Below are 24,395 nucleotides of genomic sequence, written 5' to 3'. Positions count from 1 at the left end.
GTACATCTGCAAGATGTTGGTCGGCTGTCAGGCCGCCATCGCGAGCAGGCTCACTCCCACGAAAAGCAGATCAGCGTACGGCTTTTGCTTCTCACCACTCATCAGGCCGAGCGTTAGCTCGCCTTCAGCTTTTGATCTGCCCGCCCCTTCGGGAGGCTGAGTGGAGGTGTTCATCCGGGGAGTGGCGCGCAGCGCCGTTCGACGCAGTCGAACACGCTGCATGTAGGTCGTCGCGAAGCAGACCGGAGGGCAGTGTCCCCGGATGGATACCGGAACGAAGGAACGCCGAGCCCAAGCGAGGGGCCGGACGCTCGGGGCGAGCCTTTTTTTGCTTACTTTTTTTTGGCGTTTGAAAAAAAAGTGAGTCGCCGTAAGGGCGAAACCGCCAGCCGCCGTTACCGCAGGAACGGATATGTACACCGAACAATCAATCAATCAATCAATCAATCCGGCAACCACCCCCAAAGCCAATGCTGCAAATTATCCCCCCGCAACATAAAGTCCCGATGCACCGCCTCCCGCAATTGATCCCCCATGCGATAGCTCGCATCCGGATCAGCCAAGTGCATACGAATCGCCTGCAACCACTCCTCAGTGCTGTTACTCAACACCTTGGTACACGGCAGGAACCCGTCGTAGGCTCGGGTATCAGTGCAAATCACCGGATAACCGCAGGCGCCATATTCCAGCAACCGCAGATTGCTTTTGCAGTCATTGAAGATATGAAACTCCAACGGTGCCAATGCCAGGTCAAGATTCAGGCTCGCCAACTTGTAGGGATAACTCTGCAAATCGATCGTGCCATGGAACTCATGGATGTAAGGGCGCAACGCATCCGGACACATACCGAAGAACACCCAATCCACCTCATTGGCCAACTCACGAACCACGTCAGCAATGATTTCCAGATCGCCGGTGTGACTCGTACCGCCACCCCAGCCAACCCGCGGCTTTTTCGAGGTACGGCGCTGACTGGTCAGCGTCGCCCACGGCTCGGGCGGCAGCATGTTGGGCACCACGCGAATCTCGCTGTGCATGCTCGACAACACATCGGCCAGCGCCTGAGTGGTCACCACCACCCGATCACACAAGGCAATACCGTCACGCAGCATCTGTTCGGTGTTGGTCGGCTTGTTCCGGGCGTGGCTGTTCTTTTTCGGCGTGCTGACGATGTAGTCGTCCAACTCGAAAATCCGCAGAGCGCTGGAGTATTTCTTCATGCGCAGAATGTCGGCCGCCGAGCCTTCGCTATAACGACCCTGCAAGATAATGGTGTCAGGCGACAGACGCTCGATTTCCACGGACGACGGCGACTCGTAGGCCACCCGGGAGATGACTCGCCCGGCAGCCTCAAGCTCTGCCAGCGGCGCCGTCACACGGTAATGCCCGATCGCTGATTCATTGACCGGCAAACCGAGAATCAGCGGCAGGTCGCGATGGCAGAACGGGTTCCAGTTATTACGCAGCGAAGGCTCCAGACTGAAACTCGCAACGCCGAGCGTCAGCGCCGGGTTGTAGGCCGGGTCACGAGAGATCGTCGGCAACCACTTTTTGTAGAAGGTATCCTGCTCAAGCACCTGCGCCTGGACAGTGGCCTGCGTGGCCGCCGGTGACGGGTCTTCGCCCATCATCACGGTCGAAAATGGCGTCCAGACGACCAGGTAACCGTTTTGACCCGCCTTGAGGCACAGATCAACGCCGCTGAGCCCGAGGTTGAACTCAGCATCATCGCGCTGACCCAGGCTGTCGAACACGTCTTTGCGCACCATCAGGCAATCACTGCTGACCGCACTCCAGTTCTGCGCCACTTGCAGACGCTGCATGTAACCGCGGGCACTGGCGTGCTCGCCGAGAAACGGCGAAGTGGCAGGTCCGGCGAGCCCCAGGATCAAACCCGCGGAGACGATCGCATTGTTGGGACCGAGCAGCCGCGCACCGACCACGCCGACTTCCGGGCGTTGAGCGTGATTGAGCAGTTCGGCTAGCCAGTCGCCCGCGCAAATCACACTGCGCGGGCTGAGCGTCAACAGGTATTCGCCCCGGGCGTGCTCGGCAGCAAAGTTGACCAGGGTCGCTTCACCGCCACTGCCTGCATAACGCAGCACTCGCAGCATGGCCGCGCCCATCTGAGCCATGGCGTCCAGCCAATCGGCCATCGCCGGATCGCCGCGACCGTCATCGACAATCAGGATTTCGTATTCGGTGTACGCGGTGGTTTCGATCAGGCTTTCGGTGCAGCGCTGCAACGCGCCCAGCGACGTGCCCGCGGCAATGATGATCGACACTAGAGGCCGCTGACCGTGCAGGTAATCGATGCGATTGAGCAGCGGCAATTCTTCGTGGCGAATCCGGTGTTCCAGACCGATGCGGGTCAGGTGCGCACTGACCAGTGCCTCACTGCCCTCGATCACCTCAGGCAACGACATCCAGTCGGGGAATGTCTGGGTCGACTCCACCTGAATCTCGGCGATGTGCTCAATGGTGTGCAACCCGGTCTCTTCCACCAGGCGCCAGAGCAAATCCTGCGGCGCCAGTTCGCCGTGCGCCGAATCGAAACCGCCCGCCGTCAAAAAGCGCTGACGCTCGAACGCCAGGGTTCGGCCGACGTAAGGGTAGGAACGCATCAGGTCGAGGTTGAAGTCAGGCTTGAACACCGGGTCGACGGACTCACCCTCGACCAGCGCGCCTTCATCGCTATAGGCACACAACATGTCCGGCGTGTTGGCGATGCGCTCGGCCAGGACCAGCAGCGCCGACTCGCGCAGCGTGTCACCCGCCCGCAGCAGATAGAACCAATGCGCACCTTCCAGTTGCGGCACCACGGCATTGAGCTGTTGCGCCCAGTTTTCCTCAAGCGGCAGCTGCAGCACTTTATCGTCGCCATCGCAGTCAGCGTTTGAAAGCACCACGACTGCTTGCGGTGCGTACAGTTGACGGGCGAGGCTGGCCAGCGTGGATTTCAACCCGGCACTGTCGGATTCGGTGTCGATGACGATCGGCACCAGGTTCGGACGCACCGCCCAGCGGCTGATACGCTCCGGCATGTGCCGCGCTTCCGCCGGATTGAAGGTGCGCACCGACAACCACTCGCGGTAAAAATCGGCATAGCTGTCGCTGTTCCCGCCGACTCGGCCGTTGACCACGGTGTTGCGGTTGCCGAGCACACGAACCACGCACAACTCTTCCCACTTGCGCGGTTCTTCTGAAGCCTTGCTCAGTTCGACGCTGCGCACCCAACCCGAGGCCGGTGCCGACTCGCCACCGCGCGCAGTCAGCATTTGCGTCAGCCATTCCCATTCCTGCACCGCGGCCCGCGTCATTTCCAGGGTCTTGCTCAGGCGCTCCGGGTACTGACGCTCGGTGCTCAGCACGGTGTTCAGCGCTGCCAGGTTTCCGCGACGCAACAGGCACACGAACAAGGCAAAATCGAGCATCGCGACAAAGCCGGAGCCTTCCTGGGTTAGCGCCGGCAACAGCTCCAATACATCGGCGCGACGCATCAGCGTCGAGCTGAAATTACCGATGAAATTCTTCGGCGTACCCTCGAAAATCGCCAGCATGTCATCGCCCTTGAGCAACGAGTCAATGGGCGAAAAACGGCAGTTATCAATCCGGGGCGGCAAGATGAAGTTGTTGGCATCGCTCATCATGCGCAGGGCGCAAACGAGGGTGGCCTCGGGATGATCGATCAATACCTGCGCCTGCATTGCGATGCTTGGCGCGAACAGACGGTCGTCGTCGCACAGCACTTTGATGAACTCGCCACGCGCTGATTCAACGCAGCGCAGCAGGTTCTTTTGCAGACCAAGACGCTTCGGGTTACGCAGGTAACGAACGGGGTACACAGGGCTGGCAAACGACTCGACGATGTCACGAATCTCATCGCCGGACGAATCGTCACAGATGACGATCTCGATGTTCGAGTACGTTTGGGCGAGCGAACTTTCCAGCGCCTGACTGAAAAAGCGCGGGTTGAAGGCGGGGATGACGATGCTGACTAGAGGGTGTTGATTCACGGCGAAACTCTCGAGCGGCGAGCCCCTGCCCTTTCAGGCAGAGGCTTCGTAACCGCTTAGGAAAAGACGGTTGGCAGCTCGACAGGCACAGGCTCAGATCTTGTTGAACAAGCCCAGCTGAGCAATCTTGCTGAAAGCCAGTTGCGATGCTTGCAGCATGGTTTGTTGCAAGGTCAGGCGAGTCATCACGGAGGCCGGATCGGAATCGCGGATCGCCGATTGGGTCTGGGTGTTGGCCAGGACCAGACTCTGGTTGGTGTCGCTCTGGGTATCCAGGGCCGAACCACGACCGCCCACTGAACTCAGCGAGCTAGACAACTGATCGTTGCCGCTTTTCAGGTTACCAATGCCCGAATCCAGCGAGGCCTGAAGCTTCTGGGTCAGGATCTTGTTGCCATTGGTTGGCGTGTTCAATGCGGTTTTCAACTGGTTCACGGTGTCCAGAATGTTCTGGGTTTCGTGAGTGTTGACGGACACGCTGAACTGATCGCCTGCCGCCGGTGCACCGGACAGGTTGAAGCTCACGCCCGAGGCCGTAGCAACGCCAGCCGCAACCGTGCCGGCAGACACCGGCTGACTGCTGGCAGTCAAGGGGGCCGCATACAAGTCGAACGTAGTGGCACTGGTGAACTTCATGACCGCCGAACCGGTCGGGAAACTGGCATGGTAAGCCGCTGGGTTAGTGATGCTGCTGCCGGTCACTTGAGTTGGCGACGGGTTGCCCGGGCTGCGAGTTGCGGTGAAGGTGTCAGGCTTGGCCGCCAGGGTAAAACTGTGGCCCGGCAACACGGTGGCTGCGGTATCGCCAGCCGACAAGTTGATGTTGAGGGTCAACTCGACACCGCGGAACGACACGCCCTGGCCGCCTTTGGCAGCCGGGTCGAACGCACCGCCCTGGCTGGCTTCGGCGGTCACGTCGTTACCGCCTGAATCGGTGATTTTCAACTGGGTGCCGCTGATGAAATCGACGGTATACGGTTCGCCCGCACGGAATGTGTTGTTGTAGGTGACGCTCGACGAAACCTGACCATTGGACAGGACTACGCGACCGTCATCCACGGCCGGTGCGGTCATGGTGACCTGGCTGCGGCTGGTATTGATCGCCTGCTGGAATACTTCCCAACCAGTGCTATTGGTTGCCATCGACATGGTGTCGCCAATCGCCAGGTCGAGGGTCACCTGGTCGCCATTGTAACTGTAGGTGCCATCGTCGTTGTGCGAGAACGGCGCGGTATCGCCCTTGGAACCGGCGAAAATGTACTTGCCGTTCTCGTCCTTGCTGTTCATCAGGCTCAGCAACTGCTCTTCGATCTGACCCAGCTCTTTGGCGTTGGCCTGACGGTCGGCGTCGGTGTAACCGGCGTTGCCAGCACCAATGGCCAGCTCTTGGGCGCGCTGTAGCACGTTATTGATGCTGGTCATCACCGCTTCGGTCTGACCCAGGGTCGCCTTGAGGGTGTTGGTGTTGGCCTTGTACTGATCGAGCATCGAAGCCTGTTGACCCAATTGCAGCAGGCGCGAGGCACCGACCGGATCATCGGCGGCGGTGTTGACGCGAACCAGACTGCTGGCCTCTTCGCTGCTTTTGACCACGTTGGCGAAGTTCTTCTGGTAGTTCGCAGCAGAGGACTCGTAAAACTGGGCGGTAGAAATGCGCATGGGCTACGACTCCTTAAAGACTGTTGATCAGTGTGCTGAAGATTTCCTGCGCAGCCTTGATGATCTGCGAAGAGGCGGTGTAGTACTGCTGATATTTGACCAGGTTGCCGGTTTCCTCATCGAGGTCGACACCGGACAACGAGTCGCGAGCACCTTTGGCGTTGGCCAGGATGGCGCCGGTTGCGGCACTGTCGAGCTTGCCCTGAGCGGCTTTGGCGCCCACGCCTTCGACTAGTTTGCCGTAGGCGTCGGTCAGGGAAATGCCTTTGCTGGCGCTCCCGGTATCGACGACCTGCTTGGTTTGCAAACCGGCCAGTGCGGTGCCGTTGCGGTTGTCCATGGTGCCTGGCTGCGCGACGTTGATGTCGATCGCGCTGCCATTACCTGGCGAACCGGCCACGGTCATGTCGAAGGTCGCGGTACGCTGCACGGCGGGCGGGCCCGGATCCATGATCGGCGCACCCAACGCATCCTTGAGCGGCACGCTCAGGCTCAGGGTGTTGTTCTGGTTTGGCTTGATAGTGCCACTGCTGATCATGACGCCCTTGGCATCCAGCAATTGGTAAGTCTGGCTGGTGCCACCGGCACTGGTCGCACCGAACACCACCTTGACTGGCATCGAAGTCTTGATGCCGTTCTGGATCGCCGTGGTGGTGGCGGCATCGTAAATATCAAACTTAGTGGTCAGGGTCGGTTGACCGCTGGCCGGAATCGTCAAGGTGCCGCTGCCGCCCGGCACAATAGCCGCGCTCAACGGTGCCGCGATGGCCAGGCGCTTGCTGTCGGTCATCTCGGTCTTGATATTCGCCGCCGCGTTGCGGGTCGGAGTGATCTTGAACGTGTCGCCAGCCGCGGCGGTGCCGCCGGAAAGCGTCAGCGAGAAACCATCGATCACTGGCGGCGGCGTGGTCAGGGTGCTGAAAGCGCCCATGGACGTGCCCTCCGGCAGACGCTGCACGGTGTAGTTGGTGCCGCTGGTGAAGGTGACCTTGTAATCGTTGATGGTCAGCTTGCCGCTGTCTTCGATGCTCACATCGAAGTTACCCGAGCCGGCGCTGTTGCCGACCGTAGCAACGCTGCGCTGGGCCATCTGCGCGGCACTGTTGATGCTGTTGAACAGGTTCGAGCCGAACGCACCGTTCTTGTCGATGCCCTGGGCCTGGAGGCTGTTCATCTGATCGGCGACAACCAGGGCTACGCGGCCCAGTTCGTTCATCGCCGGGTCCAGCACGGTGTTGCGATAACGCAGCAGGCCACCCATTTCACCACCGGTCATCACCGAGGTGATGTCGATGGTACTGCCGTTGCGATCGAGCTGAATGCCCATGCGCGAAGGATCGTTCGGGCTCGGCACCACGGACAGGGTGCTGGCGGTGCCGCCCATGACCAGCGGCTGACCGCTGCCCAGATAAATGTCGAGGTTACCGTCGCGCTCGATGACCTGCGCACCGGTGAAGGTGGAGAGCTGACGCACGGTTTCGTTACGCGCATCAAGCAGCTCGTTCGGCATGCCGCCGGACTTGGAAACTTCGGAAATCTTCTGGTTCAACTGCGCCACGGTGGCGGCGAGTTTGTTGACCTGATCGGCCATGTTCGTCAGGTTGCCGTTGATGCTCGCGTTCTGCTGGGTCAACTGGCTGGACACTGAGTTGAAACGATTGCTCAAGGCCTGGGCATCGCTGAGCAGCAGTTGGCGCGATGCGTCGTCACCCGGCTTGGCGTTGACGTTCTGCACCGAGGCGAAGAACTTGGTCAGGGCGCCATTGAGGCCAGTGCCGCTGTCCGAGAGCAAGGCGTCGAGCGGGCTGACCTGCCCGGCATAGGCGGCCGCATCGCTGTTGAGCGATGTGGTGGTCTGCAATTGCGCATCAAGGTAGCTGTTGTAGACGCGGCGCACATCGGCCAGGGTCGTACCGGTGCCGATGTAGACATTACCGAACTGATTCGAGGCTTTGGTGCCCTGCACGGTTTGCTGGCGCGAGTAACCGGCGGTGTCGGCGTTGGCAATGTTATTGCCGGTAGTCATCAACGAGGATTGGCCAGCGGCCAGACCCGACATCCCGATATTGAGCAAACTCATGGTTCAGACCTTATGCCTTGTGCCTATAGAGGCGTAGTGGAAGCGCCCGCCGCAGCGTAGTTTTGGTAACTCGTCATCTGCTTGGCTATCTGCGAAATCTTGCTTGCGTAGGCCGGGTCTGTTGCATACCCGGCTTTCTGCAGCTCGCGTACAAACTGTTCTGGGTTATCGGCAGACTTCAGAACATCTTGATAGCGATTATTGGTTTGCAGCAAAGTCACCAGGTCATGGAAGCTGTCTTTGTACGAATCGTAGGAGCGGAACTCGGCCGTCTCCTTGACCATCTCGCCATTCCTGAATTCGCTGGTGATCGCGCGCGCCGATTCACCCTTCCAACTGCTGCTGGCCTTGATGCCGAACAGGTTGTGACTGCTGCTGCCATCCTGGGCGCGCATGACCGATTTACCCCAGCCGGTTTCGAGGGCAGCCTGGGCCACCAGGTAACGCGGATCGACGCCGATACGGTCAGCGGCTTCCTTGGCCATCGGCAGCATGGTGTTGACGAATTCGTCGGCGGAGCTGAAGGCTTTCTTCGGCGGCGCCAGTGGAATCTGTGCCATCGCACGGCCGTAAACCTGCAAGCGTCCGCTCGATTTGTTATCGGTTGGCGAAGGCAGCCAGTCGCCATTGAAAAGCGGCCCGGCACCGGTCACTACCGGCGTCGCGGCGCGTTCAGGCAGCAAGGTCTTGTTCGGAGTTGTCGCGACGGTCGTCGTTGCCGAAGGCACCAGACCGGCGAGCAAGCGATCGGCCAATTTCGGCGGCAAGGCCAGACGGCGCTGGTTGATCAGCTCCATGTCATTGTGATGGGTACCCTCGCCTGTCGGCGCTTTCACCGAACGCGAAGCCCACAACGGACGCTGGCCATTGAGCCGAGACAGCGGGCCGTCGGTGGCCACGGTGCCCGCAGCAATTGGTGTTGGCACGGCCGCTTTCGCCGCCTCCTGCTTGGCGGCGGACAAGGCCGCAGCCTCGCCTGGCGCCAGCGGTTTGTTCTTCGACATCTGGCGCATCAGCACGTCTGCCAGACCAATACCGCCGCCCTCGCGGGACATGGAAACGGCCAACTGCTGGTCGTACATTTCCTGGTATTGCTTGGCCGCCGGGGTGTTGAGCGGGTTGTCCTTGCCCAGCGCTTCGGTGGCCGAGCGCATGGACTTGAGCATTTCACCGAGGAACAGCGACTCGAATTCCTGCGCTACCTTGCGCATGTTCGCGTCACTGTCCTTGTCGCCGACCTTGAGCTGGTTCAAACGATTCAGGTCCGAATAGGACCCCGAATCGTTGCTGCTGACACCCAGACCGCCCTTGCGCATATCCATGGTTGCTGTCCTCAGATCACGATCAGGTCGGCTTGCAACGCGCCGGCCTGCTTCAGTGCTTCAAGGATCGCCATCAAGTCACCCGGTGCCGCGCCAACCTGGTTCACCGCACGCACGATTTCGTCGAGGGTGGTGCCCGGGCCGAACTTGAACATCGGCTTGGCTTCTTGCTGAGCATTGACCCGCGAGCGTGGCACGACGGCGGTCTGGCCATTGGACAGAGGGCCGGGCTGGCTGACAATCGGGTCTTCGGTAATGGTCACCGTCAGGCTGCCGTGAGTGACGGCAGCGGGTGAAACCTTGACGTTCTGGCCGATCACGATGGTGCCGGTGCGCGAGTTGATGATGACTTTCGCCACCGCCTGACCCGGGTCGACTTCAAGGTTCTCGAGGATCGACAAATAGTCGACGCGTTGACTTGGATCGAGCGGCGCGCTGACCCGAATCGAACCGCCATCGATGGCCTGGGCCACGCCAGGGCCGAGCATGTCGTTGATCTTGTCAACGATGCGCTTGGCGGTGGTGAAGTCCGAACGGTTGAGGTTCAAAGTCAGGCTGTTGCCCTGGTTGAAACCGCTCGGCACCGAACGTTCCACCGAAGCACCGCCGGGGATACGACCGGCCGACGGAACGTTGACGGTGATCTTCGAACCGTCGCGGCCTTCGGCATCAAAACCGCCGACGACCAGGTTGCCCTGGGCGATCGCGTAGACGTTGCCGTCGATACCCTTGAGTGGCGTCAGCAGCAAGGTGCCGCCGCGCAGGCTCTTGGAGTTACCGATAGACGCAACGGTGATGTCGACCTGCTGGCCCGGCTTGGCGAACGCCGGCAAATCAGCACTGATCGACACGGCGGCGACGTTCTTCAACTGCACGTTGCCCGAACCCGGCGGCACCTTGATGCCGAACTGCGAGAGCATGTTGTTGAAGGTCTGCAGGGTGAACGGGGTCTGCGTTGTCTGGTCGCCGGTGCCGTTAAGCCCTACCACCAGGCCGTAGCCGATCAATTGGTTGGAACGAACGCCGGAAATACTGGCGATATCCTTCAGCCGCTCGGCTTGCGCGTTGAACGCAGCCGAGAGCATCAGGGCGGCCACCATCAGGTGTTTAAGATTCAACGTAGCCACCTAGAAAGGGAACAGCGGGCTGAGGAAGAAACGGTCGAACCAGCCTGGCTGACTCGCATCGGCGAACGCACCGGTGCCCGAGTAGGTGATGCGTGCATCGGCGACACGGGTCGACGACACGGTGTTGTCAGTGGCGATGTCATCGGAGCGAACCATGCCGGCAATCCGCACCAGCTCATCGCCAGTGTTGAGCGTCAGCCACTTCTCGCCGCGCACGGCGATGATGCCGTTGGGCAGCACGTCAGCGACGGTCACGGTGATCGAGCCGGTCAGGCTGTTGCTCTGCCCGGATTTGCTGTCGCCCTTGGTCGCACGGTCGCCTTCGTAACCGACGTCCAGGCTCAAGCTACCGCTGCCCACCGGATCGCTGGTGCTCAGACCGCCGCCAAAGAACGAGCTCAGACCGATGTCGGTTTTGCTGTTCTTGCCAATTTGCGAGTTGGCGTTCTTGCTGGCCTGGGTGCGCTCGTTCAGGGTGATGGTGATGATGTCACCGACCCGGAACGCCTTGCGGTCGCTGTACAGGTTCTGTTCAAAACCGGCCTGATAGATCGAGCCGTTATTGGCGGCAGCCGGCAACGGCGTGCGCGGCAACACCGGGGCGTAGTAAGGGTCATTGGGCTTGGGCGGCGGAGCGACGCAGCCCGCGAGCACGACGACCCCACTCAGTGCCAGAACAGATACAAAGCGATTCATGACCCTACCTCACGGTGTTGCAGGCGACCTCATGGTCGCCTCATAGACTGATTACAGATTCTGCGTTACGAACGAGAGCATCTGATCGGCGGTGGAGATCACCTTGGAGTTCATCTCGTAAGCGCGCTGAGTGGTGATCATGTTGACCATCTCTTCAACGGTGCTGACGTTGGACGTTTCCAGGGTGTTCTGCAGCGTGGTACCGAAACCGTTGAGGCCCGGTGTGCCGATTTGCGGCGCGCCGCTGGCAGCGGTTTCCAGGAACAGGTTGTTACCCACGGCTTGCAGACCGGCCGGGTTGATGAAGTCGGCGGTTTGCAGGTTGCCGATCACCTGGTTGGCCGGGTTACCCGGAACGGTGATGGACACGGTGCCGTCGCGACCGACCGTGAAGGTCTGCGCGTCGTTCGGAATGACGATGGCCGGTTCCAGGGCGAAGCCACTGGCGTTGACGATCTGGCCATTGGAATCGAGGTGGAACGTGCCATCACGGGTGTAGGACGTGGTGCCGTCCGGCTGCAGGATCTGGAAGAAACCGCGACCGTCGACGGCCAGGTCCAGCGGCTGCTCGGTGGTTTGCAGGCTGCCGGCGGTGAAGTTTTTCTGGGTGCCGACGATGCGCACACCGGTACCCACTTGCAGACCCGACGGCAGTTCGCTGTCCTGGGTCGACTGAGCGCCTGGCTGGCGTTTGATCTGATAGAGCAAGTCCTGGAACTCGGCGCGGTCACGTTTGAAACCCGTGGTCGACACGTTTGCCAGGTTGTTGGAAATGGTCGTCAGGTTGGTGTCCTGGGCGGACAGACCTGTTTTGGCAACCCATAGAGCCGGAAGCATTCGATTCTCCTCGTGCGCCTGTTTTACGGCGCGACGTTCTGATAATTAGCTGATCTGCAAGACCCGAGCCATGGCCTGGTCGTCGTCTTTGGCGGTGTTCATCATCTTGATGTGCAGCTCGAACTGCTTCGACAAGGCCAGCACCGAGGTCATCTCTTCCACGGCATTGACGTTGCTCGACTCAAGGAACCCGGACACCAGTTTGACGCCTGCATCGGCTTGCGCCGGCTTGCCGTCCTTGGTGTGGATCGAACCGTCCAGGCCTTTGGTCATGTTCTTGAGGTCAGGGTTGACCAGTTTGATGCGGTCGACTTCAGCCATCACGCGCGGGCCTTCGCCCATCGCACGGATGCTGATGGTGCCGTCTTCGCCCACTTCGATTTGCTGCTCGGGCGGCACGGCGATCGGTCCGCCATTGCCCATCACCGGCATACCGTTGCCGGCACGCAGCACGCCCAGGGCGTCCACGTTCAGGCTGCCGGTGCGCACGTAGCTTTCAGCGCCATCGGGGGTCTGCACGGCGATCCAGCCATTGCCTTGCACCGCGACGTCGAGGTCGCGACCGGTTTCAACCAGCGAACCTGGCGAGAAGTCGGTGGCCGGACGCTCGGTCATGGCAAACGCACGCGCCGGAAAGCTGTCACCAAACACCGGCATCGAACGGGCCTGTTCCAGGTCCTTCTGAAAACCGTTGGTGGAGATGTTTGCCAGGTTGTTGGCATGAGCCTTCTGCGCCAGTGCATTCTGGCTGGCGCCGGTCATTGCCACATAAAGGTACTTATCCACGCTCTTTCCTCTGCATGCCGGACGTTTGCCGCCCACCGCTGTACTGCTGAGCGATAAGCAATTTACAGACCAACTTTTTTCTGACGGCGCGAGGCCCGGCAAACAAAGGACTTGAGGGGTTTTGCGGAGATTGGGGAAATGTATCGGAGACGAAAAACCGGCGGTGTTATGCCGCTAACGGCAAGTGTTGACCCCTCGGGCTCAACCGAACCCTTGTAGCAGCTGTCGAGCAGCGCGAGGCAGCGTTCGGCTGCGCAGCAGTCGTAAAACCAGACACTGCGGTGTATCAGGAATACCTTGCATACCGGACTTACGACTGCTGCGCAGCCGAACGCTGCCTCGCGTTGCTCGACAGCTGCTACAGGGACCTAGGTGTTGCCGGGTTCTTTACCGACTTCATACTCGCGCAACTTGTTGGCAATCGTCGTATGGGAAACCCCCAACCGCTTGCCCAGTTGCCGACTACTCGGGTGCTCGGAATACAACCGCTCCAGCACCGCTTTCTCAAAGCGCCCGACAATCGCATCCAGCCCACCTTCGAGGGAGAAATCGCCAAGCGGCTGACGCACGCCGTAATCCGGCAAGCGAATGTGCTCAGCCTTCACGGTCCCGCCCTCGCACAGGGAGACCGCCTGGAACAACACGTTCTCCAACTGCCGGACATTGCCCGGCCAATGGTAATGACTCAGCCGCTCCATCGCCGCCGGCGCCAGCTTCGGCAGAGGGCAACCGATCTGCCGGCTGGCCTGATCGAGGAAGTGCTCCACCAGCGGCGTCAAACCGTCGAGGCATTCACGCAGGGGCGGGATGTGCAGCGACAGCACGTTCAAGCGGTGATACAGATCCTGGCGAAACTCACCGCGTGCGCACAACTCGGACAAGTCCACCTGCGTCGCGCAGATCACTCGCACATCCAGGTAAACCTCCTCATCACTGCCCACACGGCGGAAGCAACCGTCCTGCAAGAAGCGCAACAGTTTCACCTGCAAGCGCGGGCTCATTTCCCCGACGCCATCGAGAAACAGCGTACCGCCCGCCGTCAGTTCCAGCAGCCCGAGCTTGCCTTCGGCCCGTGCGCCTTCGAACGCACCGGGGCCGTAACCGAACAGCTCGGTCTCGGCCATCGATTCCGGCAGACCGGCGCAGTTGAGTGCCATCAAAGGTGACTGGCCGCGGGGGCTCGCCAGGTGACAGGCACGCGCCAACAACTCTTTACCAGTGCCGGTTTCGCCTTCTATCAAGAGTGGCGCATCCAGCGGTGCCATGCGTCGGGCCTCGCGCACCACCGCTGCCATCACTTTGGAGCTTTGGAAGATACTGTCGAACCCACGCAGCTCCTGTTTGCGCACGTTATAGATGCGCTCACCGACCCGGTCAGCCCGGTGCAGCGTCAACACCGCACCGGCCATAGCTTCGCTGTCGTCATGCTCCGATTGCAGCGGTGCGATATCGGCGAGAAACACATCGCCCTTGACCTTGACCCGCAAACCGTTGATCCGCGACTTGTTGGCGCGCACCAGTTCCGGCAGGTCGAAATCCTCGGCATAACGCGACAGCGGAATGCCCGGCACTTCATCGACCCGCACACCCAGCAACTGCGCCGCCGCACGGTTGGCCGCGACGATGGAGCCGCCCATGTCGATCGACAACACCGGAAACTCCAGGGCGCCGAGCAAGGCATTGAGTTCCATGTGCCGACGCTCGCTGGGCATCAGCCCTACACGCTTGACGCCAAACACCCCGGCGATCGACTCGAATTTCGGACGCAACGCCTGGAACTGAATGTTGATCAGGTTCGGGCAGTGCAGGTAAATCGCATTGCCATGCTCACCGCCGACCTCGCCGCGAGCGACGTTGATCCCGTACTCGACCAGCAAGTTGAGAATGTCGCGCAAGATGCCGATGCGGTTCTGGCAGTGGACTTTGATACGCATATAAAGGCCTGATAAACGATGATTGACCTGTGGGAGCCAGCCTGCTGGCGATGGCGTCGCATCAAGCGATGTTGATGTTGATGTCAAATGACACACCGCTATCGCCAGCAGGCTGGCTCCCACAGGGTTAGCGCCCGATTTTTCTGATGGGGCACTCAGATAGTCGTCAAGATTATGTGACACCTGCGCGCCATTTCAACCCCGAAAATCTCAATAGCTGCGCCACAGGCGTTAATCCGTAACGAATACTTTACGAAAATTGGCGAATTTTCCTACGACAAGATCGGGTCACCTGCTGCAACACCGCACACCTTGGAGTATTTCTAAGTCCATAGCAGCACATAACAAGAACGAAATCCCCTAGCAGGAGAGCAGCATGAAGCAGACGCAGTACGTGGCTCGCGAGCCCGATGCGCAAGGTTTTATCGACTACCCCGCTGAAGAACACGCGGTGTGGAACACGCTGATTACTCGCCAACTGAAAGTGATCGAGGGTCGTGCGTGCCAGGAATACCTGGACGGTATCGAAAAACTCGGCCTGCCCCACGACCGCATTCCGCAACTGGGCGAGATCAACAAAGTCCTCGGTGAAACCACCGGCTGGCAAGTGGCCCGGGTACCGGCACTGATCCCTTTCCAAACCTTTTTCGAATTGCTGGCCAACAAGCAGTTTCCAGTGGCGACCTTTATTCGCACCCGCGAAGAGCTGGATTACCTGCAAGAGCCGGACATTTTCCACGAGATCTTTGGCCACTGTCCGCTGCTGACCAACCCTTGGTTCGCGGAATTTACCCACACCTACGGCAAACTCGGCCTACAGGCGACCAAGGAAGAGCGCGTGTACCTGGCGCGTCTGTACTGGATGACCATCGAATTCGGCCTGGTCGATACAGCAGAAGGCCTGCGCATTTACGGCGGCGGTATTCTCTCCTCGCCGAAAGAAACCGTTTACTGCCTGTCGGACGAACCTGAGCATCAGGCCTTCGATCCGCTGGAATGCATGCGCACGCCCTACCGCATCGACATCCTGCAGCCGCTGTACTTTGTCCTGCCGAACCTCAAGCGCCTGTTCGATGTGGCTCATGAAGACATCATGGCCATGGTCAAGCAAGGCATGCAGATGGGTTTGCACGCGCCTAAATTTCCACCCAAAAAAGCCGCGTGATCCGCAGCTTTTAGAATCAAGTGAGCCTGTCAGGAACCGACGCTTTGGTTTAGCGTGGTGTCATTGACGGCCGATTTCCAATAATTCGATTTCAGGAACCCATCATGTCCACATTGAACCAAGCCCATTGCGAAGCCTGCCGCGCCGATGCCCCCCAGGTCAGCGACGAAGAATTGCCGGTATTGATCAAGCAGATCCCGGACTGGAACATCGAAGTGCGCGACAGCGTGATGCAGCTGGAAAAAGTGTTCCTGTTCAAGAATTTCAAGCACGCCCTGGCCTTCACCAACGCAGTCGGTGAAATCTCCGAGGCCGAAGGTCACCACCCAGGCCTGCTGACCGAGTGGGGCAAAGTCACCGTGACCTGGTGGAGCCACTCCATCAAGGGTCTGCACCGCAATGATTTCATCATGGCCGCTCGCACTGACGAAGTGGCCAAGGACGCCGAGGGCCGCAAATAATGCATTTCGACGCCATAGGTCGAGTTCCCGGCGACCCGATTCTCGGCCTGATGGAGGCCTATGCGCAGGACCCAAACCCGCGCAAATTCGACCTTGGCGTGGGCGTCTATAAAGATGCTCAGGGCCTGACGCCGATTCCCCAGTCCGTGAAGCTCGCCGAGCAGCGCCTGGTGGATCGTCAGACCACCAAGACTTACATCGGTGGTCACGGCGAACCGGCGTTCGGCAAGGCGATCAATGCGTTGGTGCTCGGCGCTGACTCCCCGCTGATCGCCGAACAACGGGCCGGCGCCACCCAAACCCCGGGCGGCACCGGCGCGCTGCGCTTGAGCGCCGACTTCATCGCCCAGTGCCTGCCGGGCCGTGGCGTGTGGTTGAGCAACCCGACCTGGCCGATCCACGAGACCATCTTCGCGGCGGCCGGAGTCAAGGTCAGTCATTACCCCTACGTCGGCGGCGACAACCGCCTCGACGTTGAAGCCATGCTGGCAGTGCTCAAAGACGCGCCGAAGGGCGATGTGGTGTTGCTGCATGCCTGCTGCCACAACCCGACCGGTTTCGATCTGTCCCATGACGATTGGCGCCGCGTGCTGGACGTGGTGCGCAGCCGCGATCTGGTGCCGTTGATTGACTTTGCCTACCAAGGTTTCGGTGATGGCCTGGAACAGGATGCGTGGTCGACCCGACTGTTCGCGGCCGAGTTGCCGGAGGTGCTGATCACCAGCTCCTGCTCGAAGAACTTCGGGCTGTATCGCGATCGCACGGGCGCGCTTATTGTCTGTGCGAAAACCGCTGAGAAGCTGGTGGATATCCGCAGCCAACTGGCGAACATCGCCCGCAACCTGTGGTCGACGCCGCCGGATCATGGCGCTGCCGTAGTCGCGACGATTCTTGGCGATCCCGAGTTGAAAAGCCTCTGGGCCGAGGAAGTGGAAGCCATGCGTTTGCGCATCGCGCAATTGCGCAGCGGCCTGGTGGAAGCGCTTGAACCCCATGGTTTGCGTGAGCGTTTTGCGCATATCGGTGTGCAACGCGGGATGTTTTCCTACACCGGCCTGTCACCGGCGCAAGTGAAACAGCTTCGTGATCATCACAGCGTCTACATGGTCGGCACCGGCCGGGCGAACGTGGCCGGGATCGATGCGACGCGTCTTGATCTGCTGGCCGAGGCCATCGCCGCAGTCTGCAAGTAACCTCAGGCCCTGCAAAGCCCTTCTCCTGTGGGAGTGAGCCTGCTCGCGATAGCGGAAAGTCAGTCGATACATCTGTTGACTGACACACCGCTATCGCGAGCAGGCTCACTCCCACATTTGTTTTGTGTTGGCCCTTCCAGCGAGCCAATCGCTGAAGTCGCGCCCGGCCGCGTCAGACCTTTCTAAAAAAATCTCAAGCCAATAAACACGATCAGCCACGTCTGTTTATCGACACGCCGTGATACGTCCCAAGGGCTACAAAACCTTGCGCCGTTGCCTACAGCTACGCCAGAATCCGCTGGCTTGTGCGCCTGGTGCTTGCTGGGTAATTTGATTGCGTCACTGATTCCAGTGATCGAGCTTAGCGGCTCGGCTAGTCGTCTACGGTTGCACATGTCGAATCCAGTCAGGCACATGCCTGCACTTGATGGTGGCTGTGCGCATGGCACCTTCGGGTGCACCGGGTTTTAGGTGACTACCGGTCCGCTAACTTGCGCACAGCTGCCACCCTTTGCTTAGCGGCGAGAGGGCTGCAGCCTCACCAGAGGTTAGTCACCCATGTTCAAGGTAACGCCAAACCCGCCAGTCACCGAACCGGCCTCCGTCACCGATCCAGCATCCCCCTACGAATGCCCTGACTCGAAATAATTCAACGAAGCCGCCGAGCGCGCCCTCGACTATTACTTGAGCCCTCCAACCGCCCAAATCATGGCGGCGCCCTACTGCCCCAATCGCCTCTACATGGCCAACCCGAAGTCCAGCAACGAATCCCTACTTGTAGACGCCAGCGAAACCCTCGGCTCCGCCAACGTCATGCTCAACGACTTCGCCGCCCTGCTCGAGGGAACCCACCGCAAAACGCTGTTAGGGATCGCCCAAATCGTCATGCTGGGAGAATTGGCGGTTAATCAGGTGCTGGATAACCTGGTACCGACTGAGTAATACCCGCAGGCTCAAGCAATTTCCAAAGTCTGCAAGTAACGAAAGGTGTGAGCTAGCCTGCTCGCGATTGCGGTTCATTAGCCACACTGTTGTCGAATGTGGCGCCGCTATCGCGAGCAGGCTCGCTCCCACAATTGTTTTGCGGTGCTGCTACTGTCCTGTCTAGACAACTCCATCCGTCGAAACAAATGGATATAAAAGTCTATTTGTCATTTCTCCTGCTGTATCCTGCCCAAGCTTTTTAAAAGCGCGGATCTACCAGATCTATCAACAGACTTTGCGAGGAGCGCGAAACATGCACGAGATCCCTAATCTCCCCTTCCCAAGCCTGCACGAAACTGAGCAGACAACCACGCAACAAGCCGGTGCCCAACAGCCCGAGCCGAAAGAAGCCACTGAACGCCGCCAGGCCGACAGCGAAGACTGAAACACCTGCAATGCCAGACCGTGTGGAAAGCGCTAACATGCGCTTTCCACACCGCCTGAACCCCGAGTTCCACACAATGACTGATGACTTCTCTGAAACCCAGGCCAGCGTCCTGATCGGCACCGCCGAGAAGATGATCGAGATCTGGAATCGCCTCTCCCCCGAGAAACAAGCCGCGTTGCTCGCCCGTTTCGGCACCGAAGAAAACGCCTTGGCCGCCCTGGTCACGACGCAACTGGTTGCCCCGCAAAACCCTGAATAATCGCCCGCCCGGCAAATAGTTTTACTTTTCCACGCCCCACGGCCGCTCGCGCCGCTATCATAAGCAGCCTATCTATCCTGCTTTCCCGTGGACCTTTACCCATGTCTGAAAACCAGCGCCCCCTGGCGGTCACGCTGCAAGTCGTTTCCATCGTTCTCTTTACCTTCATCGGCTACCTGAACATCGGCATCCCCCTCGCCGTATTACCCGGCTACGTCCACAGCGAACTCGGCTTCGGCGCCGTGATCGCCGGGCTGGTGATCAGCGTGCAATACCTGGCCACCCTGCTGAGTCGCCCTTATGCCGGGAAAATCATCGACAACAAGGGCAGCAAACTCGCGGTGATGTACGGTCTCGCCGGTTGCGGTTTGAGCGGCGTGTTCATGCTGATTTCAGCCTGGACCCAGAGCCTGCCGATGCTGAGCCTGATCAGCTTGCTGATCGGCCGTCTGGTGCTGGGTAGCGCGGAAAGCCTGGTGGGTTCGGGCTCGATTGGTTGGGGCATCGGCCGGGTCGGTGCGGCGAACACCGCCAAAGTCATCTCCTGGAACGGCATAGCGAGTTACGGCGCACTGGCAGTCGGCGCGCCGCTGGGCGTGTTGCTGGTCAGTCAATTGGGTTTGTGGAGCATGGGCGTGAGCATCGTGCTGCTGGCCGTCCTCGGCCTGGCACTGGCCTGGCCAAAAACCGCCGCACCGATTGTGGTCGGTGAACGGCTGCCGTTCATGCATGTATTGGGACGGGTGCTGCCCCATGGTTGCGGCCTGGCCCTGGGCTCGATCGGATTCGGCACCATCGCCACCTTCATCACGCTGTATTACGCCACGCAACACTGGGACAACGCGGTGCTGTGCCTGAGCCTGTTCGGCGCCAGCTTCATCGGCGCGCGACTGCTGTTCGGCAACCTGATCAACCGCCTCGGCGGCTTTCGCGTGGCGATTGCCTGCCTGTCGGTGGAAACCCTGGGGCTGTTGCTGCTGTGGCTGGCGCCGGATGCTCATTGGGCACTGGCCGGTGCGGCATTGAGCGGTTTCGGCTTCTCGCTGGTGTTCCCGGCGCTGGGCGTGGAAGCGGTCAACCTGGTGCCCGCCTCCAGTCGCGGTGCTGCGGTCGGGGCTTACTCGCTGTTCATCGATTTGTCGCTGGGGATCACTGGACCGCTGGCTGGTGCGATTGCTGCCGGATTTGGCTTTGCTTCGATCTTCCTGTTTGCCGCCATTGCCGCATTGAGCGGTTTGGCACTGAGCGTTTATTTGTACCGGCAGGCGCCGAAGTATCGCGAAGAGCGCGACGCTCGCTAGAAATCAATTTTTCCGCGCCCGGCCTTGATGCTGCCACGCTTGGTCTTGGATTCCAGCCGACGCTTCTTCGAACCGAGGGTCGGCTTGGTCGGGCGGCGTTTCTTCTCGACTTTGGTGGCACTGAGAATCAACTCGGTCAGCCGTTCCAGCGCATCGGCGCGATTGGCTTCCTGCGTGCGGTATTGCTGGGCCTTGATGATCAGCACCCCTTCGCTGGTAATGCGACTGTCACGCAGCGCCAGCAGCCGCTCCTTGTAGAACTCAGGCAAGGACGAGGCCGGAATGTCGAAGCGCAGGTGCATCGCGCTGGAGACCTTGTTGACGTTCTGCCCCCCGGCGCCTTGCGCGCGAATGGCCGTCAACTCGATCTCGGCATCCGGCAGATGCACGTTGTTGGAAATCACCAGCATGGAAAACCGTCCGTATTCAGAACGCGCAGGATACCGCGAATAGACTGAAGGAATGCTGCCCCTGTGGGAGCGTGGCTTGCCCGCGAAGAACGATGACCCGGTATGCCTGATGAACCGCGGTGCCTGAATCGCGGGCAAGCCACGCTCCCACAGGGATTTGTGTAAGCCCTCAAAACAACAAACCCGGCACATTGGCCGGGTTTGTTGTTTCTGCATACTGCGCTTACTTCGCGTTTGCAGCCTGCAACGCATGCAGGTCACGACGTTTGTTCTTGATGCCGTAGCACACCCACATGAACGCGACCCAAACCGGAATCGCATACACGGAGATCTGGATGCCCGGGATCAACAGCATCACGCCGAGAATGAACACCACGAACGCCAGGCAGACGTAGTTCCCATACGGGTACCACAGGGCCTTGAACAACGGCGTTTGGTGGGTCTTGTTCATGTGCTGGCGGAACTTGAAGTGCGAGAAGCTGATCATCGCCCAGTTGATCACGAGGGTGGCAACCACCAGCGACATCAGCAGTTCCAGCGCGTTTTGCGGGATCAGGTAGTTCAGCAACACCGCAATCAACGTCACCGCCGCCGAAGCGAGGATCGAACGCACCGGCACGCCGCGCTTGTCGATTTTCGCCAAGGCTTTCGGCGCATCGCCCTGCTCGGCCATGCCCAGCAGCATGCGGCTGTTGCAGTAAGTGCCGCTGTTGTACACCGACAGCGCCGCAGTCAAGACCACGAAGTTGAGGATGTGCGCGGCGGTGTCGCTGCCAAGCATCGAGAACACTTGCACGAACGGGCTGCCGCTGTAGGAATCACCCGACGCGTTCAGGGTCGCCAACAGGCTGTCCCACGGCGTCAGCGACAGCAAAATGACCAGCGCACCGATGTAGAAAATCAGGATCCGGTAGATTACCTGGTTGATGGCTTTCGGGATCACGGTTTTCGGCTTGTCGGCTTCTGCTGCGGTGAAACCGAGCATTTCCAGGCCGCCGAAGGAGAACATGATGATCGCCATGGCCATTACCAGGCCGCTCACCCCGTTCGGGAAGAAACCGCCATGGGCCCACAGGTTGGTCACCGAGGCTTGCGGGCCGCCATGGCCGCTGACCAGCAGGTAGCTGCCGAGCGCGATCATGCCGACAATCGCCACGACCTTTATGATCGCGAACCAGAACTCGGCCTCGCCAAAGACTTTGACGTTGGCCAGGTTGATCAGGTTGATCAGGACGAAGAAGCCGGCGGCCGAGACCCAGGTCGGAATGTGTGGCGCCCAGTAGTGGATGTATTTGCCGACCGCAGTCAGCTCCGACATGCCCACCAGAATGTACAGGATCCAGCAGTTCCAGCCCGACAGGAAGCCGGCGAACCCGCCCCAGTATTTGTGGGCGAAGTGGCTGAAGGAACCGGCCACCGGTTCTTCGACAATCATTTCGCCGAGCTGGCGCATGATCATGAACGCAATGAAGCCGCAGATGGCGTAGCCGAGGATCATCGACGGGCCGGCAGATTTCAGTACGCCGGCCGAGCCCAGGAACAGCCCGGTACCGATCGCGCCACCGAGGGCGATCAGTTGAATATGGCGATTTTTCAGGCCGCGTTTCAGCTCGCCTGAATGCGAGTTTTGTCCACTCATGAAAAGGGTCTCACGCAAGGTTTGATGATGTTTGTTAGACGTTGCTGCTCGGTTGCGATTTCAAGCAGCGCCGATCAAACCCCAGCGAAGGCAAAAGGAGTTCAGCGTTTTTACAACGGTCATGCGTCACCTGTTTGTTTTTATCTGTGACGAAATCGAACCCGACACGCTTGTGGCGCGGCGGAGTGAACAAGGCGGATAGCCTTGAGGTTTGCGCAGGTGCGCAGGAGGTCACAGTTAAAACGCGGCGCATTGTACACCTGTAACCCCCTGCTGCCAGACACCGCTGGATCAGCGCGTCGTTTGCCGGGATTGCCTGTGTCCGCCCCGAGGGTCTCGGGCGGCTGCAAAAACTGGGTCAGACCTTTGCGGGTCTTCGATAAGGGCGACGGAAAAATCGCCCCTTGGGGAGAAGTGGAAATGATTCACGGCGTTCATTGCGCCTCCTTCTTGTTATGCACCTGCACGACAGGCATGGAGGGCATCTCACCCTTCCAGCGCCGCTGAAACAAGCGGGCCAGAGCCTTGCAGGATCGCCGACCCGGGTATTTTCGGCAGGTTTTCCTTACACCCCTTCCGCATGCGTCAATCCAAGCGCTTTGAGGCGCGATTCCGTCAGCTTTTCTTTACAAGCTGTAACGCATATTTTCCAAATCAGATCAATCTGTAGGACGACTGCAAATTGACGGTAGGAAGCTTCCTAAGGAAAAGGTCGAGTTAGTTTTCTGTTTTTTATCGATAAAAGCCTCGCCAAAAAACAGAATAAAAAGTTCAACTAAATCTAATTTGATTATTTTTTTGCAATTTAAAAACCTCTGAACTAGGTTTTCAGCGACTTGCCGAGACGCATCGACCGGCAAGTTGGCGGGTTATTCAATGACTGAAAAACACGCCGCTGCACTTACCGAAAAAGTCATCTAGGAGATTCACAATGCAAGCACTTGAAAAAGACTTGGAAACTGAACTGCAACTGGACGATTGGTTTGAAGCACCGACCCATGAAGCCGCCGTTGAAATGATGCAAGCCGATGCGGTTGTTCCGTTCGGCACGGCGATGTGGCCTCTGTAAGGCACCTCGGCAGGCACGATCCGGCCGGTTGTGCCTGCCACTTTTTCTCGGTTTGTCAGGGAGGACTACATGGATAAGCAACGCGCCATTTCGCATTTCCTTTACTACCTCGAACACCACCCTGCCGTTGCCGGCATCAACCCGGCAAAGGTCTTGCTCGGCCACACCGCTGATTACGAGGCACTGACCGGCGCCATCGCCGAACAGGCCGGTGATAGCCAGCCCTTCCGTTTCAACGCCATGCGCCTGGACATTGAGCCGACAGAAAAGCTGGCCCAGGCGATTGCCGACAGCGATCTGTACATTTTCTTCTACGACTCTTCCACCCTGCCCAATCCTCGCCCCGACGGCCCGGAGTTTGTCCGTGCGCTGCAAGGTGTGATGGCCGAGAACTGGAAGAAGTCGCTGCTGTTCAAGGATTACGGCGATTACTTCTACGACACTTTCAGCGTCACTCCACAGCGCATAGCGGGGTTGAACAGCCACTTGATCCAGCGCATGTCTCACGCGACAACGCTGAGTTTCAAAGATGATCATGGCTCGTGGTTTGAAACACCGCTGAACAGCATCAAGAAGTGGACCGACATCAACGGCATCGGCAACTTTGATTTGGCCCCCGGTGAAATTGCCACGCACAGCGAAGCAATCAACGGCCGGGTGAAGTTCATGGGGACGTTCCTCAGTACGATTCCGTTTGCCCGCAAGTACGGGGTGCTGGGTTCGCCTCTGGAGTTATGGATCGAGAACTCGACCATCCACAAGATCGCCACGGATGTGCCGGGGCTGGAACATGATTTCAACAAGTACCTGGAGGCTAATCCGTCGAACCGGCGCATTGAGGAGTTGGGGATCGGCACCAATGAAGGTGTGAAGGCACTGTATGCCAGAAATGCCGGGTTCGAAGAGCGCCATTGCGGGCTGCATCTGGGGTTGGGTGGGGGGGCCAAGGGCAGCCATCATCTGGACCTGATCTTCTCCAGTGGCGTATTGGCACTGGATGATGAGCCGGTGTTTGATGGGCGGTTTGTGTTTTAGCAACCATTTTCGTGGTGATGCGACTGATGTCTAT

General features: G+C 59.4%; 19 protein-coding genes and 1 pseudogene. 9 read left to right on the top strand and 11 right to left on the bottom strand.

Annotated elements, in window-relative coordinates; all coding sequences use genetic code 11:
* Positions 1–443 precede the first annotated feature (443 nt).
* From ACA075_RS07885 to ACA075_RS07845, 9 genes are all read right to left on the bottom strand, one after another.
* A complete protein-coding gene (locus ACA075_RS07885) occupies positions 444–4,016 on the bottom strand; it encodes a glycosyltransferase (RefSeq protein ID WP_497298003.1) in 3,573 nt (1,190 codons plus the stop codon).
* A gap of 93 nt (positions 4,017–4,109) precedes the next feature.
* Complete coding sequence (locus ACA075_RS07880; protein WP_497298002.1) at positions 4,110–5,675, bottom strand: flagellar hook-associated protein 3; 1,566 nt, start codon at positions 5,673–5,675, stop codon at positions 4,110–4,112.
* 13 nt (positions 5,676–5,688) lie between these two features.
* Positions 5,689–7,755, bottom strand: coding sequence for a flagellar hook-associated protein FlgK (flgK, locus tag ACA075_RS07875; protein WP_497298001.1), 2,067 nt, complete (start codon positions 7,753–7,755; stop codon positions 5,689–5,691).
* A gap of 23 nt (positions 7,756–7,778) precedes the next feature.
* A complete protein-coding gene (gene flgJ, locus ACA075_RS07870; RefSeq protein ID WP_497298000.1) occupies positions 7,779–9,077 on the bottom strand; it encodes a flagellar assembly peptidoglycan hydrolase FlgJ in 1,299 nt (432 codons plus the stop codon).
* A gap of 11 nt (positions 9,078–9,088) precedes the next feature.
* The gene (locus ACA075_RS07865) at positions 9,089–10,177 is read right to left on the bottom strand and encodes a flagellar basal body P-ring protein FlgI (RefSeq protein WP_219097715.1); all 1,089 of its coding nucleotides are present in this window, start codon (positions 10,175–10,177) and stop codon (positions 9,089–9,091) included.
* A gap of 27 nt (positions 10,178–10,204) precedes the next feature.
* Positions 10,205–10,900, bottom strand: a complete 696-nt coding sequence (flgH, locus tag ACA075_RS07860; protein ID WP_219097699.1) for a flagellar basal body L-ring protein FlgH — start codon at positions 10,898–10,900, stop codon at positions 10,205–10,207.
* Positions 10,901–10,951: 51 nt separating this feature from the next.
* Entirely contained in the window at positions 10,952–11,737 is a 786-nt protein-coding gene (gene flgG / locus ACA075_RS07855) for a flagellar basal-body rod protein FlgG (protein ID WP_219097700.1), read from the bottom strand.
* Between the two features lie 45 nt (positions 11,738–11,782).
* Positions 11,783–12,523: a flagellar basal body rod protein FlgF gene (locus ACA075_RS07850; RefSeq protein ID WP_010457018.1), complete on the bottom strand. Its 741-nt coding sequence runs from the start codon at positions 12,521–12,523 to the stop codon at positions 11,783–11,785.
* Between the two features lie 368 nt (positions 12,524–12,891).
* On the bottom strand, positions 12,892–14,457 hold the full coding sequence (locus tag ACA075_RS07845) for a sigma-54-dependent transcriptional regulator (protein ID WP_497297999.1): 1,566 nt from the start codon (positions 14,455–14,457) through the stop codon (positions 12,892–12,894).
* Between the two features lie 376 nt (positions 14,458–14,833).
* Between ACA075_RS07845 and phhA the strand changes: the two genes are divergently transcribed.
* The 7 genes and pseudogenes from phhA to ACA075_RS07810 all read left to right on the top strand — a co-directional run bounded on the left by phhA (position 14,834) and on the right by ACA075_RS07810 (position 20,208).
* A complete protein-coding gene (gene phhA / locus ACA075_RS07840) occupies positions 14,834–15,622 on the top strand; it encodes a phenylalanine 4-monooxygenase (protein ID WP_497297998.1) in 789 nt (262 codons plus the stop codon).
* Positions 15,623–15,726: 104 nt separating this feature from the next.
* Positions 15,727–16,083, top strand: coding sequence for a 4a-hydroxytetrahydrobiopterin dehydratase (locus ACA075_RS07835; protein WP_008030478.1), 357 nt, complete (start codon positions 15,727–15,729; stop codon positions 16,081–16,083).
* Entirely contained in the window at positions 16,083–17,276 is a 1,194-nt protein-coding gene (locus ACA075_RS07830) for an amino acid aminotransferase (protein WP_497297997.1), read from the top strand. Before ACA075_RS07835 ends, ACA075_RS07830 begins: the two co-directional genes overlap by 1 nt.
* Before the next feature lie 558 nt (positions 17,277–17,834).
* A pseudogene (locus ACA075_RS07825) lies at positions 17,835–18,218 on the top strand (DUF6124 family protein).
* 295 nt (positions 18,219–18,513) lie between these two features.
* Positions 18,514–18,645, top strand: a complete 132-nt coding sequence (locus ACA075_RS07820) for a hypothetical protein (RefSeq protein WP_010461912.1) — start codon at positions 18,514–18,516, stop codon at positions 18,643–18,645.
* A gap of 76 nt (positions 18,646–18,721) precedes the next feature.
* Positions 18,722–18,907 (top strand): hypothetical protein, encoded by a 186-nt coding sequence (locus ACA075_RS07815; protein ID WP_094468531.1) that lies wholly within the window; start codon positions 18,722–18,724, stop codon positions 18,905–18,907.
* A 101-nt stretch (positions 18,908–19,008) separates the two neighbouring features.
* The gene (locus tag ACA075_RS07810) at positions 19,009–20,208 is read left to right on the top strand and encodes an MFS transporter (RefSeq protein WP_497297996.1); all 1,200 of its coding nucleotides are present in this window, start codon (positions 19,009–19,011) and stop codon (positions 20,206–20,208) included.
* Here ACA075_RS07810 and arfB read toward each other — a convergent pair.
* Together arfB and ACA075_RS07800 are read right to left on the bottom strand one after the other, a co-directional pair.
* On the bottom strand, positions 20,205–20,618 hold the full coding sequence (gene arfB / locus ACA075_RS07805) for an alternative ribosome rescue aminoacyl-tRNA hydrolase ArfB (RefSeq protein WP_201201699.1): 414 nt from the start codon (positions 20,616–20,618) through the stop codon (positions 20,205–20,207). The genes ACA075_RS07810 and arfB overlap by 4 nt on opposite strands.
* 223 nt (positions 20,619–20,841) lie before the next feature.
* Positions 20,842–22,257 (bottom strand): amino acid permease, encoded by a 1,416-nt coding sequence (locus tag ACA075_RS07800; protein ID WP_497297995.1) that lies wholly within the window; start codon positions 22,255–22,257, stop codon positions 20,842–20,844.
* Between the two features lie 931 nt (positions 22,258–23,188).
* On the opposite strand from ACA075_RS07800, the gene ACA075_RS07795 reads away from it, so the two are divergent.
* Both ACA075_RS07795 and ACA075_RS07790 read left to right on the top strand, forming a co-directional pair.
* Positions 23,189–23,326: a hypothetical protein gene (locus tag ACA075_RS07795; RefSeq protein ID WP_010461921.1), complete on the top strand. Its 138-nt coding sequence runs from the start codon at positions 23,189–23,191 to the stop codon at positions 23,324–23,326.
* 69 nt (positions 23,327–23,395) lie between these two features.
* Positions 23,396–24,361 (top strand): M29 family metallopeptidase, encoded by a 966-nt coding sequence (locus tag ACA075_RS07790; RefSeq protein WP_497297993.1) that lies wholly within the window; start codon positions 23,396–23,398, stop codon positions 24,359–24,361.
* Positions 24,362–24,395: the final 34 nt, after the last annotated feature.

Source organism: Pseudomonas sp. LBUM1663 (genome assembly GCF_059695905.1).
The sequence above is the reverse complement of the archived record's forward strand: the minus strand, read 5'-3'. Positions and strand labels throughout refer to the sequence as shown.

Excerpts from the sequence above, each read along its gene's own strand:
- flgJ (WP_497298000.1), bottom strand. The coding sequence starts at position 9,077 with ATGGATATGCGCAAGGGCGGTCTGGGTGTCAGCAGCAACGATTCGGGG.
- arfB (WP_201201699.1), bottom strand. The coding sequence starts at position 20,618 with ATGCTGGTGATTTCCAACAACGTGCATCTGCCGGATGCCGAGATCGAG.
- ACA075_RS07865 (WP_219097715.1), bottom strand. The coding sequence starts at position 10,177 with ATGGTGGCCGCCCTGATGCTCTCGGCTGCGTTCAACGCGCAAGCCGAG.
- ACA075_RS07790 (WP_497297993.1), top strand. The coding sequence starts at position 23,396 with ATGGATAAGCAACGCGCCATTTCGCATTTCCTTTACTACCTCGAACAC.
- ACA075_RS07820 (WP_010461912.1), top strand. The coding sequence starts at position 18,514 with ATGCACGAGATCCCTAATCTCCCCTTCCCAAGCCTGCACGAAACTGAG.
- ACA075_RS07815 (WP_094468531.1), top strand. The coding sequence starts at position 18,722 with ATGACTGATGACTTCTCTGAAACCCAGGCCAGCGTCCTGATCGGCACC.
- flgK (WP_497298001.1), bottom strand. The coding sequence starts at position 7,755 with ATGAGTTTGCTCAATATCGGGATGTCGGGTCTGGCCGCTGGCCAATCC.
- ACA075_RS07880 (WP_497298002.1), bottom strand. The coding sequence starts at position 5,675 with ATGCGCATTTCTACCGCCCAGTTTTACGAGTCCTCTGCTGCGAACTAC.
- ACA075_RS07810 (WP_497297996.1), top strand. The coding sequence starts at position 19,009 with ATGTCTGAAAACCAGCGCCCCCTGGCGGTCACGCTGCAAGTCGTTTCC.
- ACA075_RS07830 (WP_497297997.1), top strand. The coding sequence starts at position 16,083 with ATGCATTTCGACGCCATAGGTCGAGTTCCCGGCGACCCGATTCTCGGC.
- ACA075_RS07795 (WP_010461921.1), top strand. The coding sequence starts at position 23,189 with ATGCAAGCACTTGAAAAAGACTTGGAAACTGAACTGCAACTGGACGAT.
- ACA075_RS07835 (WP_008030478.1), top strand. The coding sequence starts at position 15,727 with ATGTCCACATTGAACCAAGCCCATTGCGAAGCCTGCCGCGCCGATGCC.
- flgH (WP_219097699.1), bottom strand. The coding sequence starts at position 10,900 with ATGAATCGCTTTGTATCTGTTCTGGCACTGAGTGGGGTCGTCGTGCTC.
- ACA075_RS07800 (WP_497297995.1), bottom strand. The coding sequence starts at position 22,257 with ATGAGTGGACAAAACTCGCATTCAGGCGAGCTGAAACGCGGCCTGAAA.
- flgG (WP_219097700.1), bottom strand. The coding sequence starts at position 11,737 with ATGCTTCCGGCTCTATGGGTTGCCAAAACAGGTCTGTCCGCCCAGGAC.
- phhA (WP_497297998.1), top strand. The coding sequence starts at position 14,834 with ATGAAGCAGACGCAGTACGTGGCTCGCGAGCCCGATGCGCAAGGTTTT.
- ACA075_RS07845 (WP_497297999.1), bottom strand. The coding sequence starts at position 14,457 with ATGCGTATCAAAGTCCACTGCCAGAACCGCATCGGCATCTTGCGCGAC.